Source organism: Candidatus Arsenophonus triatominarum (assembly GCF_001640365.1).
Classification (GTDB): domain Bacteria; phylum Pseudomonadota; class Gammaproteobacteria; order Enterobacterales; family Enterobacteriaceae; genus Arsenophonus; species Arsenophonus triatominarum.
Map to the genome: position 1 here is coordinate 25,687 of NZ_LWMI01000010.1, position 15,185 is coordinate 40,871.

Consider the following 15,185-nt stretch of genomic DNA (forward strand, 5'->3'; position numbering starts at 1 on the left):
TGCAAGTCTCTATTCAGCAACTATTTTAATATAGTGAAATATCAGCAACGGCAATTAATTAATTTTTAGTGGCAAATGGAATACCATTATCAGCGGAAAAGGCTGATCGTTTTGCTGCTTTATTATTGGCAGCATCTTGGTTGGAAGATATAGCTAGGCGACTTAATTTTGATTACAAGGTGTGTTATGAGTTATACAATTGATTTTCGACGTAAAGTAATATCTGTAAGGAAAGCCGAAGGTTTAACAATTCGAGAAACTGCGAAACAATTCCGTATTGGAAAAGCGTCTTTAGTACGTTGGCTTAAACGACCAGAGCCAAAAAATTCAACGCCACGTAAGAGGAAGCTCGATAAAAATGCTTTAGCAAAAGATGTGGAACAGTATCCAGATGCTTACCAAAAGGAACGGGCAGAGCGATTCGGTGTTTGTAAAAAGACTATTTGGCAATCCCTTAAAAAGCTGGGATTAACCTATAAAAAAAACTCTATTCCATCCAAAAACCAACGAAAGCGACAGGCTGGCACATCAGCAAAAAAGACAACAGTATGAAAAAAAAGATAAATCTGTTGTTTTTATTGATGAAAGTGGTTTTTCACATGACACTCCACGAACTCACGGCTATTCCCCAAAAGGTCACCGTTGTTTTGGCCTGAAAAACTGGGGTGCTAAGGGAAGAACAAATGTTATTGGCGCTTTATTGGGAACAACCCTTTTTGCTATCGGATTATTTGATTGCAATATTAATCGTGATGTTTTTTATGTTTGGATCACAAAAATATTGCTCCCAGAACTTCCTGAAAATTCTGTTATTTTTATGGACAACGCTAGCTTTCACAAAGGTAAGAATATTGAACAGGCAATTATAAACGCAGGACACCAGATAGAATATTTGCCTGTGTATTCACCAGATTTAAATCCTATAGAACATAAATGGTCTCAAGCTAAACGTAAAAAGATGGAAACAGGATGCACTATCGATGACCTGTTTTTAATACATATGCTGTAATCAAAATTAAGTCGCCTAGCTATAATGCGGCGCAGGATCCGCTATTAACACAAATTCAGTTATTTGATCAGTTTATTTTACCTGCGAGTGAATCATTTTTTAGCCAAGTGGAAACCCATGCAGTGAGTGATTTTTATCCTACACGAGTTTCGCACAGGAATATAAAATTCCAGAAATGGCTTAAAAGCAATGGCTAATTTGCAAGTTACTAAAACGTATAAATTTGTTTAAATTACAATAAGTTGCTTTTAATTTATAAGATTTTGTCTATTTATATATTATGCTGAATTAAACTTAAAAATAGAGCGTTTTTTTATTGGTGCGAAACTCGTGTGATAAAGATTCTGATGGAAAAACAAAAAACACGCACTTTTCCGAAATGCTCGCTCTTGCTAAAAAAAGAGGGATCATATCAGAAGCGGTAGTGATGGATGCCTGGTATTCTAGCCTGGATAATCTGAAATCAATTCGCTCTCATGGTTGGGTCTGGGTAACCACGCTGAGGAAAAACAGGATTGTTAACCATAACAAACAACTGAACAAGTTAGACATCTCAGAAAAAGGAACTCCAATACATTTACGAGGCTACGGTTGGGTGACTGTTTTCAAATTTACAGCCAAAAACCATAGTAACAAACAAAGATAATCCCACCCTTGAATACGTCAAATCTATCATGGATGCCCGTTGGTCTGTTGAAGTTTATCATCGAGAAGTTAAACAAAATTGTGGTATTGAACGCTGTCAGGCTCGCACGAGTCGGGCGCAAAGAAATCATATTTTTCTCGCTATTTCTGCGTGGTTTGAACAACATAAACGTCGTATCTCTGAAAAAATAACCCTTTATCAACAAAATTGGGACGTAATCAAAAATGCTATTACTGAGCACATCCGTGTTTTATTAACGTACCCAAATTAGTTTTGTGCGAAACTCGTGATGATGTTAATTAAAACCGGTAACGCTCTTTTTTAAATCAGAATTGTCAGGTTAAGTTAAGACTAAAACAAATAATGACCGATTTTTATCTGCTAGTTTAGCAAAAATAGTTATTCTAATTCATGGTCATGCTTACGGCTCGCTGATACACTTTATCAATCTATTATGGCCATCATTAATAAAGATATTGCATGAATTTACTAAAATCGTTAGCAGCGATAAGCTCTATGACTATGTTTTCCCGTATCTTAGGATTTATTCGTGATGCGATTCTCGCGCGTTTTTTTGGTGCTGGAGCGGCGACAGACGCTTTTTTTGTTGCTTTTCGATTACCGAATCTTTTGCGCCGAATTTTTGCCGAAGGCGCATTTTCCCAAGCATTTGTCCCCATTTTAGCAGAATATAAAAATCAGCAAGGTGACGAGGCTACTCGCACTTTTATTGCGTATGTTTCCGGTTTATTAACATTGATTTTGGCCATCGTTACATTGGCAGGAATATTAGCGGCACCATGGATTATTTATATTACGGCACACGGTTTTACTGATACACCGGATAAATTTGATTTAACAGTTCGTTTATTGAGAATCACTTTTCCTTATATTTTATTGATCTCTTTAGTATCGTTGGCTGGTGCTATTTTAAATACTTGGAACCGTTTTTCTGTTCCTGCTTTTGCGCCTACTTTACTTAATATCAGTATGATTATGTCAGTACTGTTGTTGGCATCATATTGTGAACCACCTATTATAGCGTTAGCGTGGGGAGTTTTTGCCGGTGGTATTTTACAGTTGCTGTATCAATTACCTTATTTACAAAAAATTGGCATGTTAGTTTTACCGCGTATCTCTTTTCGTAATAGCGGTGTGTGGCGAGTATTGAAGTTAATGGGGCCGGCGATTATTGGTGTTTCTGTAAGCCAGATTTCATTAATTATTAATACTATTTTTGCCTCATTTTTACAATCAGGCTCTGTCTCGTGGATGTATTATGCTGACCGATTGATGGAGCTCCCTACCGGTATTTTAGGGGTGGCACTTGGTACTATCTTATTACCTTCTCTGGCGAAGAGTTTTTCAACCGGTGATCATAAAGAATATCAGCGCCTAATGGACTGGGGGTTACGGCTTTGCTTTTTATTAGCGCTACCATGTGCGATTGCACTGGCTATTTTAGCCGAACCGTTGACAGTGGCGCTTTTTCAGTATGGCAATTTTACCGCCTACGATGCGGTAATGACTCAACGGGCATTAATTGCTTACTGTGTCGGCTTAATGGGGTTAATTGTAGTTAAGGTATTAGCTCCAGGTTTCTATTCGAGACAAGATATTAAAACACCGGTTAAAATCGCGATTATTACCTTAATTTTGACACAATTAATGAACCTTGCCTTTATTGGTTCGCTAAAACATGCTGGATTGGCCTTATCAATTGGCTTAGCGGCATGCTTTAATGCTTTGATGCTGTATTGGCAGTTACGTCACCAGGCAATTTTTTCCCCCTTAGCTGGTTGGGGAAAATTTTTGCTCAAGTTAATCGCCGCTTTAATTGTTATGGTAGCGGTATTGTTGTTGGTATTAAATTTTATGCCGCCATGGGAGCAGGGAAACATGCTGATGCGGATCACGCGGTTGTTATTGGTGGTTTTTGCCGGTGCAATGAGTTACTTTGCTGCGTTATTTATTTTTGGTTTTCGTTTGCGAGATTTTTCACTGCGGGCTATTTAGACAAATAAATTTGGTTAAGTGATCACTTGTTGGATGAAAAGCGTAAACGCGCTTTTTCATTACCAATCGAAGCAAGCTGACTGACTTTACAATTTGAAAACGGTATTGGGGATAAACAGAATTGGTGCGTCCGAGTGGACTCGAACCACCGACCCCCACCATGTCAAGGTGGTGCTCTAACCAACTGAGCTACGGACGCAATAAAAATTACTATGGCAATAATGTGGAAACGAATATTAACGGGCAGTTGCCATTCTGGCAAGGGAAAAAATACAATTTTACGTCTAACTGCTCGTATTTAATGCTATTTAACCTGAGTTCGGGATAAGCATTATCAATTATGCTTGAAGATATGTTCCTGCCACAGGTATCTTTGGTTTAGATGGAATTAAACAATATGCAACCAGCCCGGCTAATAAATTCACTACAAAGTTAGCAGGAGAGCGGTGCCGCGTATGCGCTATCTGACAAAGATTTTTTAACTCATCAAATACCGTTTCGATGACAGAACGATGACGCAAGATGGCTTTGTCGAAACAAGTCTGTTTATAGTAGCTCAGACTTAATCTGACAGTTACCGGTTATTTATACAGTACCTGTCAGGTTAAATTTGATTTAAATCTTTCTCTCTCCAAAGTTGTTTTCCATCGTGTAAAGTTGCCATAGGAGTTCGACCGCAACACATTTTTCCTTGATGAGTGCGTTGGTTATTATATTCCGCTAACCATTTATCTAAATCAGCTTGTAATTCATTTAAAGCCCTATAGATTTTCTTACGAAAAGCCACCTGATAGAACTCTTGTAATACAGTTTTATGAAAGCGTTCACAAATCCCATTAGTTTGAGGTGAACGAGCTTTAGTTTTTGTATGATCAATATCATTGATAGCGAGATAAAGTTGATAATCGTGATGTTCAACTTTACCACAATACTCACTGCCTCTGTCCGTCAGTATACGTAACACTGGTAACCCATGCTAGGAATAAAAAGGGAGAACCTTGTCATTTAATAAATCTGCCGCCGTTATCGCGCTTTTTGTTGTGTAAAGCTTACAATGAACGACTTTACTGTAAGTATCAATGTAAGTTTGTTGATAAACACGACCAACTCCTTTTAAATGACCGACATAAAAAGTATCTTGTGAACCCAGATAACCTGCGCTGTTTCAATCTCACCACAGGCTTCATCATCTTGCGCTTTCTTTTCTAGAACACTGATTTGTGATTCTGACAGGATAATTCCTTCTGTTGCGATTTTATCTTCAAGCGCTTTTAGGCGTTTTGTAAAATTTTCGAGATTATGGCGCAGCCAAATAGAGCGAACGCCACTCCCCGAAACAAAAATGCCTTTTTTTCTTAGTTCATTACTACTGCGGTGTTGATCGTGTGCAGGGTATTCAATCGCATACTCGACTACAGCGCTTTCAATCTGTTCATCTACTCTATTTTTTACGTTAGGCACCCGTCGATTTTGATTAATTAAAGCGTCTATCCCACCATCGTTAACAAGTTCCTGGTAGCGATAAAACGTATCTCGGGATACCCCCATAATCTTACAGGCTTTTGAGACGTTATTAAGCTCTTCAGCGAGGTTAAGTAACCCGACTTTATGTTTGTGATAGGATTATTTGTTTGATACATAGAATTACCTTTTATTTAATTATCTAATGATGTTAATTAAAACCGGTAACGCTCTTTTTTAAATCAGAATTGTCGGATTAAGTTAAGACTAATACAACATTTTCAGCTCTACATTGGCTCTGACGAAATCCCATGCGTAAACGACGCTCTGCATGCTGGTATAGCTAGGCGACTTAATTTTGATTACAGCATATGTATTAAAAACAGGTCATCGATAGTGCATCCTGTTTCCATCTTTTTACGTTTAGCTTGAGACCATTTATGTTCTATAGGATTTAAATCTGGTGAATACACAGGCAAATATTCTATCTGGTGTCCTGCGTTTATAATTGCCTGTTCAATATTCTTACCTTTGTGAAAGCTAGCGTTGTCCATAAAAATAACAGAATTTTCAGGAAGTTCTGGGAGCAATATTTTTGTGATCCAAACATAAAAAACATCACGATTAATATTGCAATCAAATAATCCGATAGCAAAAAGGGTTGTTCCCAATAAAGCGCCAATAACATTTGTTCTTCCCTTAGCACCCCAGTTTTTCAGGCCAAAACAACGGTGACCTTTTGGGGAATAGCCGTGAGTTCGTGGAGTGTCATGTGAAAAACCACTTTCATCAATAAAAACAACAGATTTATCTTTTTTTTCATACTGTTGTCTTTTTTGCTGATGTGCCAGCCTGTCGCTTTCGTTGGTTTTTGGATGGAATAGAGTTTTTTTTATAGGTTAATCCCAGCTTTTTAAGGGATTGCCAAATAGTCTTTTTACAAACACCGAATCGCTCTGCCCGTTCCTTTTGGTAAGCATCTGGATACTGTTCCACATCTTTTGCTAAAGCATTTTTATCGAGCTTCCTCTTACGTGGCGTTGAATTTTTTGGCTCTGGTCGTTTAAGCCAACGTACTAAAGACGCTTTTCCAATACGGAATTGTTTCGCAGTTTCTCGAATTGTTAAACCTTCGGCTTTCCTTACAGATATTACTTTACGTCGAAAATCAATTGTATAACTCATAACACACCTTGTAATCAAAATTAAGTCGCCTAGCTATATTATATTCCGCTAACCATTTATCTAAATCAGCTTGTAATTCATTTAAAGCCCTATAGATTTTCTTACGAAAAGCCACCTGATAGAACTCTTGTAATACAGTTTTATGAAAGCGTTCACAAATCCCATTGGTTTGAGGTGAACGAGCTTTAGTTTTTGTATGATCAATATCGTTGATAGCGAGATAAAGTTGATAATCGTGATGTTCAACTTTACCACAATACTCACTGCCTCTGTCCGTCAGTATACGTAAAATAGGTAATCCATGCTGGGTGTAAAAAGGCAGAACCTTGTCATTTAATAAATCTGCCGCCGTTATCCCGCTTTTTGTTGTGTAAAGCTTACAATGAACGACTTTACTGTAAGTATCAATGTAAGTCTGTTGATAAACACGACCAACGCCTTTTAAATGACCGCCATAAAAAGTGTCCTGTGACCCCAAATAACCCGGATATGCTGTTTCGATCTCACCATTGGCCTCATCGTCCTGTGCTTTTTTTTCAAGTGCGCTGATTTATGATTCTGACAGGATAATCCCTTCTGTCGCGATTTTATCTTCTAGCGCCTTTAGACGTTTTTTAAAATTTTCAAGATGATGACGTAGCCAAATAGAACGAACACCACTTCCCGAAACAAAAATTCCTTTTTTTCTTAGTTCATTATTACTGCGGTGTTGTCCGTGTGCAGGGTATTCAATCGCATACTCAACTACAGCGCTTTCAATCTGTTCATCTACTCTATTTTTTACGTTAGGTACCCGTCGATTTTGATTAATTAAGGCATCGATCCCACCATCGTTAACAAGTTCTTGATAGCGATAGAAAGTATCTCAGGATCACCCATAATCTTACAGGCTTTTGATACGTTATGAAGCTCTTCAGCAAGGTTAAGTAACCCGACTTTATGTTTGATGATAGGATTATTTGTTTGATACATAGAATTACCTTTTATTTTATTATCTAATGATGTTAATTAAAACCGGTAACTCTCTTTTTTAAATCAGAATTATCAGATTAAGTTAAGACTAATACACAACCGTTATTCAGCAAGACTTCATGCATTTTTTTTGGCTCGAAGTCTTTACAAAAATCATCCATCAGGCAATAAAGTTCAGTAAGATTTTCCATCATTGTTACTCTTTAACCAGATTGTTAGAGTATTTTAACGAAATATGCGCATTCAACTATTTGAATAGCAAGACTTTCACTTTATTTCTTATCCCGAACTCAGGTTATTTAGCATAAAAGCGCAATTTTTCATTTTTTATATCTTATACCCGTTTGACAACATAGCTTCGAGTGGAATGTCGTAATACAAATTCATTTGGCTGACGTTGAAGCCATAATATGTGAGAAAATATCATGATAGCTGATGCCGTTAAGCCAATAATAAAACCGATCCAAAAACCTTTTGGTCCCAGATGCGGCACGATAAAGTCAGTTAAACCAAGTAGATAACCTGTTGGTAGGCCGAGCAGCCAGTAAGCAATGAAAGTGATAAAGAAAATTGAATGGGTATCTTTATAACCGCGTAATATACCGGCGCCAATGACTTGAATAGCATCGGAAATCTGATAGATAGCAGCGAATAACATCAATTGTGATGCCAATAGGACGACTTCCGGATTGCGATTATACATTAATGCGATCTGCTCTCTAAGTGACGCTGTCACAATTTCGGTGCAGCAAGCTACCGTTAAATCTACTATAATGCTGGCATAGGCGGATATTTTTGCCTTTTCTGTTGAAGTACTGCCTAAATTATAACCGACCCGGATCGTTGCTGCAATACCAAGAGAAATAGGAAACATAAACATTAACGAACTAAAATTTAACGCTACCTGGTGTCCTGCGACAGCGATAATGCCTAATGGCGCGATCAGTAAGGCGACAATAGCAAACAGAGTCACTTCGAAGAAATAGGCTAGACCAATAGGTAAACCTAACGCGAACAAGCGTCTTAATAAAGAGAAGTCAGGTAATACAAACTGTTTATTAGCACGGATGTCACGTTGTGAAGGAGTATGGCGTATATACCAGCGCATCAAAAGAAACATACACGAGTTTCGCACAGGCATATAAAATGTATTAGTCTTAACTTAATCTGATAATTCTGATTTAAAAAAGAGAGTTACCGGTTTTAATTAACATCATTAGATAATAAAATAAAAGGTAATTCTATGTATCAAACAAATAATCCTATCATCAAAGGTTACTTAACCTCGCTGAAGAACTTCATAACGTCTCAAAAGCCTGTAAGATTATGGGGGTATCCCGAGATACGTTTTATCGCTACCAGGAACTTGTTAACGATGGTGGGATAGACGCTTTAATTAATCAAAATCGACGGGTGCCTAACGTAAAAAATAGAGTAGATGAACAGATTGAAAGCGCTGTAGTTGAGTATGCGATTGAATACCCTGCACACGGTCAACACCGCAGTAGTAATGAACTAAGAAAAAAAGGCATTTTTGTTTCGGGGAGTGGCGTTCGCTCTATTTGGCTGCGCCATAATCTCGAAAATTTTACAAAACGCCTAAAAGCGCTTGAAGATAAAATCGCAACAGAAGGAATTATCCTGTCAGAATCACAAATCAGTGCTCTAGAAAAAAAAGCACAGGATGATGAGGCCAATGGTGAGATTGAAACAGCGCATCCAGGTTATCTGGGTTCACAAGATACTTTTTATGTCGGTCATTTAAAAGGCGTTGGTCGTGTTTATCAACAAACTTATATTGATACTTACAGTAAAGTCGTTCATTGTAAGCTTTACACAACAAAAAGCGCGATAACGGCGGCAGATTTATTAAATGACAGGGTTCTCCCTTTTTATTCCCGGCATGGGTTACCGGTGTTACGTATACTGACGGACAGAGGCAGTGAGTATTGTGGTAAAGTTGAACATCACGATTATCAACTTTATCTCGCTATCAATGATATTGATCATACAAAAACTAAAGCTCGTTCACCTCAAACTAATGGGATTTGTGAACGCTTTCATAAAACTGTATTACAAGAGTTCTATCAGGTGGCTTTTCGTAAGAAAATCTATAGGGCTTTAGATGAATTACAAGCTGATTTAGATAAATGGTTAGCGGAATATAATAACCAACGCACTCATCAAGGAAAAATGTGTTGCGGTCGAACTCCTATGGCAACTTTACACGATGGAAAACAACTTTGGAGAGAGAAAGATTTAAATCAAATTTAACCTGACAGGTACTGTATAAATAACCGGTAACTGTCAGATCAAGTCTGAGCTACTACATGGCGATTAGTTCAACCTTCTATAGACAAAAAAAGCCCTTGGGTACTAATTGCCGATGATAGATTGATTGCCAAAACACGTAGTAAAAAAATAGAGATGGTCCATTATCAATATTCAGGTAATGAACATGATGTTATTGCTGGCATAGGTTTAGTTAATTTACTTTGGCATAATCTAACAACTGTTGACTCAATTCCTATTGATTATCGTATTTATGATAAAGATTCTGATGGAAAAACAAAAAACACGCACTTTTCCGAAATGCTCGCTCTTGCTAAAAAAAGAGGGATCATACCAGAAGCGGTAGTGATGGATGCCTGGTATTCTAGCCTGGATAATCTGAAATCAATTCGCTCTCATGGTTGGGTCTGGGTAACCACGCGGAGGAAAAACAGGATTGTTAACCATAACAAACAACTGAACAAGTTAGACATCTCAGAAGAAGGAACTCCAATACACTTACGAGGCTACGGTTGGGTGACTGTTTTCAAATTTACAGCCAAAAACGGCCGTATTGATTACATAGTAACAAATAAAGACAATCCCACCCGTCAATACGTCAAATCTATCATGGATGCCCGTTGGTCTGTTGAAGTTTATCATCGAGAAGTTAAACAAAATTGTGGTATTGAACGCTGTCAGGCTCGCACGAGCCGAGCGCAAAGAAATCATATTTTTCTCGTTATTTCTGCGTGGTTTGAACAACATAAACGTCGTATATCTGAAAAAATAACCCTTTATCAACAAAATTGGGACGTAATCAAAAATGCTATTACTGAGCACATCCGTGTTTTATTAGCGTACACAAATTAGTTTTGTGCGAAACTCGTGAAAAAGAAAGCTAGCCATAAGCCTTGTTGTATATGATTGCCGATAACTTGACGTCGGCCTGAACCATTTAATTGCTGCGCTACCACTGGTGTAAAGCCATTAATAAGCCGTGGCCAAACAAAATAGCAGGTAACCAGATAGACGTTCTTACCGCAACTGTTGACATATCTATTTCACTGACTTTGCCTGCCATTACTGTATCGACAAAACCCATTGAGGTTTGTGAGAATTGAGCAAGAATAATCGGAATACCTAATACTAATAGGCTGTGTGCCTCTTTAAAATATTTATTCACCCACCATATACCTTATTGAAAATGAATAGAAAACGGAAAAGGAATTGAACCCTTTAAAATTTGCTTATTGTATCGATTTGGTGAAGTTAGCTATAAATAGATACGAGTTTCGCACCAATAAAAAAACGCTCTATTTTTAAGTTTAATTCAGCATAATATATAAATAGACAAAATCTTATAAATTAAAAGCAACTTATTGTAATTTAAACAAATTTATACGTTTTAGTAACTTGCAAATTAACCATTGCTTTTAAGCCATTTCTGGAATTTTATATGCCTGTGCGAAATTCGTGATAGAATAGAAAGCTGCCATATTTATTGTTTCTAGAGTGCTTATCTAGCATAACTAGCGTAGAATGAGTTTTTATCTTTTATTAAAATTGGAAACTCAATATATGTATACAGGCATTGTGAAAGGTAAAGGAACACTAGTTGCTGTGGAAGATAGCGTTAATTTTCGTACTTATACTGTCCAATTCCCCACTGGATTACTCGCAGGTTTAGAAACAGGTGCTTCTGTTGCTAATAATGGATGCTGTTTAACTGTTACCCATATTGATGGCGATAAGGTGAGTTTTGATTTAATGAAGGAGACTTTGCGACTGACAAACTTAGGCAGTTTAAAATTAGGCGATATGATTAATTTAGAAAGATCAGCAAAATATGGTGATGAAATTGGTGGTCATGTTATGTCGGGTCACATTATTACTACTGCCGAAGTAGCCAAAATTTTTAAAGCTGAAAATAATCTCCAAATTTGGTTTTATGTGCATGATAAACAATTAATGAAATATATTTTGCATAAGGGCTTTATTGGCGTTGATGGAATTAGCTTAACAGTAGGAGATGTGGTCAATAATCGTTTTTGCGTCCATCTGATCCCAGAAACCATTGCGCGCACCACAATTGTAGAAAAGCGTCTTGGAGAAAAGGTTAATATTGAAATTGATGCCCATACCCAAGCAGTAGTTGATACTGTTGAACGAGTGATGGCACAAAAAATATAATCATAGAGCGTGTTTTAAATAGTCGTCACGCTATTTTAATTAGGTTAAGTAATAGCTAAAAGAAGAAACAGGATTTGATAAACAATCGACCAAGGTTTCTTCTTACTTTGTAGTAGCTCAGACTTGATCTGATAGTTACCGGTTATTTATACAGTATCTGTCAGGTTAAATTTGATTTAAATCTTTTTTTCTCCAAAGTTGTTTTCCCTCGTATAAAGTTGCCATAGGAGTTCGACCGCAACACATTTTTCCTTGAATAAGTGCGTTGGTTATTGTATTCGTCTAACCATTTGTCTAAATCAGCTTGTAATTCGGCTAATTTACCGAAGATTTTCTTACGAAAAGCCACCTGATAGAACTCTTGTAATACAGTTTTATGAAAGCGTTCACAAATCCCATTGGTTTGAGGTGAACGAGCTTTAGTTTTTGTATGATCAATATCGCTGATAGCGAGATAAAGTTGATAATCGTGATGCTCAACTTTACCACAATACTCACTGCCTCTGTCCGTTAGTATACGTAAAATAGGTAATCCATGCTGGGTGTAAAAAGGCAGAACCTTGTCATTTAATAAATTTGCCGCCGTTATCCCGCTTTTTGTTGTGTAAAGCTTACAATGAACGACTTTACTGTAAGTATCAATGTAAGTCTGTTGATAAACACGACCAACGCCTTTTAAATGACCGCCATAAAAAGTGTCCTGTGACCCCAAATAACCCTGATATGCTGTTTCGATCTCACCATTGGCCTCATCATCCTGTGCTTTTTTTTCGAGTGCGCTGATTTGTGATTCTGACAGGATAATCCCTTCTGTCGCTATTTTATCTTCTAGCGCCTTTAGACGTTTTTTAAAATTTTCAAGATGATGACGTAGCCAAATAGAACGAACACCACTTCCCGAAACAAAAATTCCTTTTTTTCTTAGTTCATTACTACTGCGGTGTTGTCCGTGTGCAGGGTATTCAATCGCATACTCAACTACAGCGCTTTCAATCTGTTCATCTACTCTATTTTTTACGTTAGGTACTCGTCGATTTTGATTAATTAAGGCATCGATCCCACCATCGTTAACAAGTTCTTGATAGCGATAGAAGTATCTCGGGATACACCCATAATCTTACAGGCTTTTGATACGTTATGAAGCTCTTCAGCAAGGTTAAGTAACCCGACTTTATGTTTGATGATAGGATTATTTGTTTGATACATAGAATTACCTTTTATTTTATTATCTAATGATGTTAATTAAAACCGGTAACTCTCTTTTTTAAATCAGAATTGTTAGATTAAGTTAAGACTAATGCAAATGATGACACTGGTTGTTTTGTTTCATCAACTCCGATTCAGCCAATTCAAGGTATTTTATCTCTATCATGTCCGTTTATATCTCAGGAAGGAATTTCCTAACTTGCCATCATATTCACGCTGCGTAGAGTTACTTCCGCGCAGTGCCTTAGCTTTAACGGCACTGTTTGAGTCAATTAAGGGAAAGTGCACGGTTCTGTCGGTTGCCGATTCTACTCCGATAGTTGTGTGTGATAACTTACGGATTCGTCGGCATAAAGTCTTCGATGGGATAGCTGAACGAGGAAAAACCTCAACAGGTTGGTTCTTTGGTTTCAAACTTTAAGCATGTTGCTCAATAGTGAAATAAAGTTGCTTAAAATAAAAACAAGTTAGATACATCTAAAAAATACAAAAATAGTTTATTTTTTAATCTTACATAGGTTATTTTTAATGCAAAAATTGATGATTTTATCATCATCGGCTGGTTTTTTTGTAAGTCATCATTAATTTTGCTATTGAGCAACAGGCTTTTTATATAAGTATCAATCATTTGGGGGAAATACTCAGTTTTCGACTTACACCAGGAAACACAGATGATCGGAAACCATTACCTGAGCTGATAAAAGATCTTTCTGGTTGTTTGTATGCGGATAAAGGGTATTTATCGGCTTCACTGAAACAGCAACTGAAAACAATGGGAATTAACCTTATAACGAATATCAAGCACGAGTTTCGCACAAACCTAATTTGGGTATACTAATAATCCCCTGATCTGCTCAGCAATAGCATTTTTGATTACATGCCAATTTTGTTGATAAAGAGTTATTTTTTCAGATATACGGCGTTTATGTTGTTCAAACCACGCAGAAATTGCGAGAAAAATATGATTTCTTTGCACCCGACTCGTGCGAGCCTGACAGCGTTCAATACCACAATTTTTTTAACTTCTAGATGATAAACTTCAACAGACCAACGGGCATCCATGATAGATTTGACGTATTGACGGGTGGGATTGTCTTTGTTTGTTACTAAGTAATCAATACGGCCGTTTTTGGCTGTAAATTTGAAAACAGTCACTCAACCGTAGCGTAAGTGTATTGGAGTTCCTTCTTCTGAGATGTCTAACTTGTTCAGTTGTTTGTTATGGTTAACAATCCTGTTTTTCCTCCGCGTGGTTACCTAGACCCAACCATGAGAGCGAATTGATTTCAGATTATCCAGGCTAGAATACCAGGCATCCATCACTACCGATCCCTCTTTTTTTAGCAAGAGCAAGCATTTCGGAAAAGTGCGTGTTTTTTGTTTTTCCATCAGAATCTTTATCATAAATACGATAATCAATAGGAATTGATTCAACAGTTGTTAGATTATGCCAACGTAAATTAACTAAACCTATGCCAGCAATAACATCATGTTCATTACCTGAATATTGATAATGAACCATCTCTATTTTTTTACTACGTGTTTTGGTAATCAATGTATCATCGGCAATTAGTACGCAAGGGCTTTTTTTGTCTATAGAAGGTTGAACTAATCGCCATAGGTCTTTAGGTCGAAAACATCTACTTTTTAGCCATCGACTAATACACGAGTTTCGCACTGACAAATAAACAAGTTATTTTTAAGTTCAATTCAACATAATATATAATTCGCAAAAATTGTTAATTCAAATATAACTTATTGAAATAAATATATATTTTATATTATTTAGTATCTTGCGGATAAAACATTATTTTAGCTATTTTTAGAACTTTATATGTCTGTGCGAAACTCGTGTAATAGTGTCATGAGATAAAGGCGATGGGCTTACTTCTGATAACGCCAAACCAGAGTATCAATGCATGGATAACCGGACAAAATATGAACACCCTAATTTTTTCTTGTTTTGAACTTTATACTTTTTTTTTGGAGATTGCGAAACTCGTGGTGAATTTATTAGCCGGGCGGGTTGCATATTGTTTAATTCCATCTAAACCAAAGATACCTGTGGCAGGAACATCTCTTCAAGTATAATTGATAATGCTTATCCCGAACTCAGGTTAATATTACACGAGTTTCGCACAGGCATATAAAATTCCAGAAATGGCTTAAAAGCAATGGTTAATTTGCAAGTCACTAAAACGTATAAATTTGTTTAAATTACAATAA

The 15,185-nt window shown here is 37.0% G+C and carries 6 protein-coding genes, 1 tRNA gene and 15 pseudogenes; 11 read left to right on the forward strand and 11 right to left on the reverse strand.

Annotated features, from left to right (window positions below; all coding sequences use genetic code 11):
• Window positions 1-62: 62 nt before the first annotated feature.
• The 5 genes and pseudogenes from AYJ55_RS35755 to murJ all read left to right on the forward strand — a co-directional run.
• Window positions 63-155: pseudogene (locus AYJ55_RS35755) on the forward strand (molecular chaperone); the annotation flags it as partial.
• 31 nt (window positions 156-186) lie between these two features.
• A complete protein-coding gene (locus AYJ55_RS08315) occupies window positions 187-552 on the forward strand; it encodes an IS630 transposase-related protein (RefSeq protein ID WP_063653415.1) in 366 nt (121 codons plus the stop codon).
• Window positions 521-1,009 carry an IS630 family transposase gene (locus AYJ55_RS08320; protein ID WP_063653499.1) on the forward strand — a complete coding sequence of 163 codons (489 nt, stop codon included), beginning with the start codon at window positions 521-523 and terminating at the stop codon, window positions 1,007-1,009. Before AYJ55_RS08315 ends, AYJ55_RS08320 begins: the two co-directional genes overlap by 32 nt.
• Window positions 1,010-1,343: 334 nt before the next feature.
• Window positions 1,344-1,926: pseudogene (locus AYJ55_RS35760) on the forward strand (transposase); the annotation flags it as partial.
• 209 nt (window positions 1,927-2,135) lie between these two features.
• Window positions 2,136-3,671 carry a murein biosynthesis integral membrane protein MurJ gene (gene murJ / locus AYJ55_RS08335; protein WP_063655525.1) on the forward strand — a complete coding sequence of 512 codons (1,536 nt, stop codon included), beginning with the start codon at window positions 2,136-2,138 and terminating at the stop codon, window positions 3,669-3,671.
• A gap of 122 nt (window positions 3,672-3,793) precedes the next feature.
• On the opposite strand, the gene AYJ55_RS08340 is transcribed toward murJ, so the two are convergent.
• From AYJ55_RS08340 to AYJ55_RS08370, 8 genes and pseudogenes are all read right to left on the reverse strand, one after another.
• Window positions 3,794-3,870 (reverse strand) — tRNA-Val (locus AYJ55_RS08340).
• A gap of 139 nt (window positions 3,871-4,009) precedes the next feature.
• Window positions 4,010-4,243, reverse strand: a pseudogene (locus AYJ55_RS08345) (transposase); the annotation flags it as partial.
• A gap of 32 nt (window positions 4,244-4,275) precedes the next feature.
• A pseudogene (locus tag AYJ55_RS08350) lies at window positions 4,276-5,311 on the reverse strand (IS481 family transposase).
• A 183-nt stretch (window positions 5,312-5,494) separates the two neighbouring features.
• Window positions 5,495-6,028, reverse strand: a complete 534-nt coding sequence (locus AYJ55_RS08355) for an IS630 family transposase (protein ID WP_162505291.1) — start codon at window positions 6,026-6,028, stop codon at window positions 5,495-5,497.
• Window positions 5,952-6,317: an IS630 transposase-related protein gene (locus AYJ55_RS08360; RefSeq protein WP_063653415.1), complete on the reverse strand. Its 366-nt coding sequence runs from the start codon at window positions 6,315-6,317 to the stop codon at window positions 5,952-5,954. Before AYJ55_RS08360 ends, AYJ55_RS08355 begins: the two co-directional genes overlap by 77 nt.
• Before the next feature lie 28 nt (window positions 6,318-6,345).
• Window positions 6,346-7,289: pseudogene (locus tag AYJ55_RS08365) on the reverse strand (IS481 family transposase); the annotation flags it as partial.
• A 98-nt stretch (window positions 7,290-7,387) separates the two neighbouring features.
• Window positions 7,388-7,480, reverse strand: a pseudogene (locus AYJ55_RS35765) (IS982 family transposase); the annotation flags it as partial.
• Window positions 7,481-7,623: 143 nt separating this feature from the next.
• Window positions 7,624-8,409: pseudogene (locus AYJ55_RS08370) on the reverse strand (MATE family efflux transporter); the annotation flags it as partial.
• Between the two features lie 123 nt (window positions 8,410-8,532).
• Here AYJ55_RS08370 and AYJ55_RS08375 point away from each other — a divergent pair.
• Window positions 8,533-9,563: pseudogene (locus AYJ55_RS08375) on the forward strand (IS481 family transposase).
• Between the two features lie 57 nt (window positions 9,564-9,620).
• Window positions 9,621-10,433, forward strand: a pseudogene (locus AYJ55_RS08380) (IS701 family transposase); the annotation flags it as partial.
• A 20-nt stretch (window positions 10,434-10,453) separates the two neighbouring features.
• Here AYJ55_RS08380 and AYJ55_RS08385 read toward each other — a convergent pair.
• Window positions 10,454-10,746, reverse strand: a pseudogene (locus tag AYJ55_RS08385) (MATE family efflux transporter); the annotation flags it as partial.
• Between the two features lie 395 nt (window positions 10,747-11,141).
• Here AYJ55_RS08385 and AYJ55_RS08390 point away from each other — a divergent pair.
• Window positions 11,142-11,753, forward strand: coding sequence for a riboflavin synthase (locus AYJ55_RS08390; protein WP_063656267.1), 612 nt, complete (start codon window positions 11,142-11,144; stop codon window positions 11,751-11,753).
• Between the two features lie 165 nt (window positions 11,754-11,918).
• Here the strand turns inward: AYJ55_RS08390 and AYJ55_RS08395 are convergent.
• Window positions 11,919-12,959 (reverse strand): annotated as a pseudogene (locus AYJ55_RS08395) (IS481 family transposase).
• Between the two features lie 82 nt (window positions 12,960-13,041).
• Here AYJ55_RS08395 and AYJ55_RS25440 point away from each other — a divergent pair.
• Window positions 13,042-13,377 (forward strand): annotated as a pseudogene (locus tag AYJ55_RS25440) (transposase); the annotation flags it as partial.
• A gap of 201 nt (window positions 13,378-13,578) precedes the next feature.
• A pseudogene (locus tag AYJ55_RS08400) lies at window positions 13,579-13,773 on the forward strand (transposase); the annotation flags it as partial.
• A 6-nt stretch (window positions 13,774-13,779) separates the two neighbouring features.
• On the opposite strand, the pseudogene AYJ55_RS35770 reads toward AYJ55_RS08400, so the two are convergent.
• Window positions 13,780-14,622, reverse strand: a pseudogene (locus AYJ55_RS35770) (IS701 family transposase); the annotation flags it as partial.
• 329 nt (window positions 14,623-14,951) lie between these two features.
• On the opposite strand from AYJ55_RS35770, the pseudogene AYJ55_RS35775 reads away from it, so the two are divergent.
• Window positions 14,952-15,050: pseudogene (locus AYJ55_RS35775) on the forward strand (IS982 family transposase); the annotation flags it as partial.
• Window positions 15,051-15,185: the final 135 nt, after the last annotated feature.

Bases quoted from the DNA above. Each gene is read 5' to 3' on its own strand.
- AYJ55_RS08315 (WP_063653415.1), top strand. From the start codon at position 187: ATGAGTTATACAATTGATTTTCGACGTAAAGTAATATCTGTAAGGAAA.
- murJ (WP_063655525.1), top strand. From the start codon at position 2,136: ATGAATTTACTAAAATCGTTAGCAGCGATAAGCTCTATGACTATGTTT.
- AYJ55_RS08360 (WP_063653415.1), bottom strand. From the start codon at position 6,317: ATGAGTTATACAATTGATTTTCGACGTAAAGTAATATCTGTAAGGAAA.
- AYJ55_RS08390 (WP_063656267.1), top strand. From the start codon at position 11,142: ATGTATACAGGCATTGTGAAAGGTAAAGGAACACTAGTTGCTGTGGAA.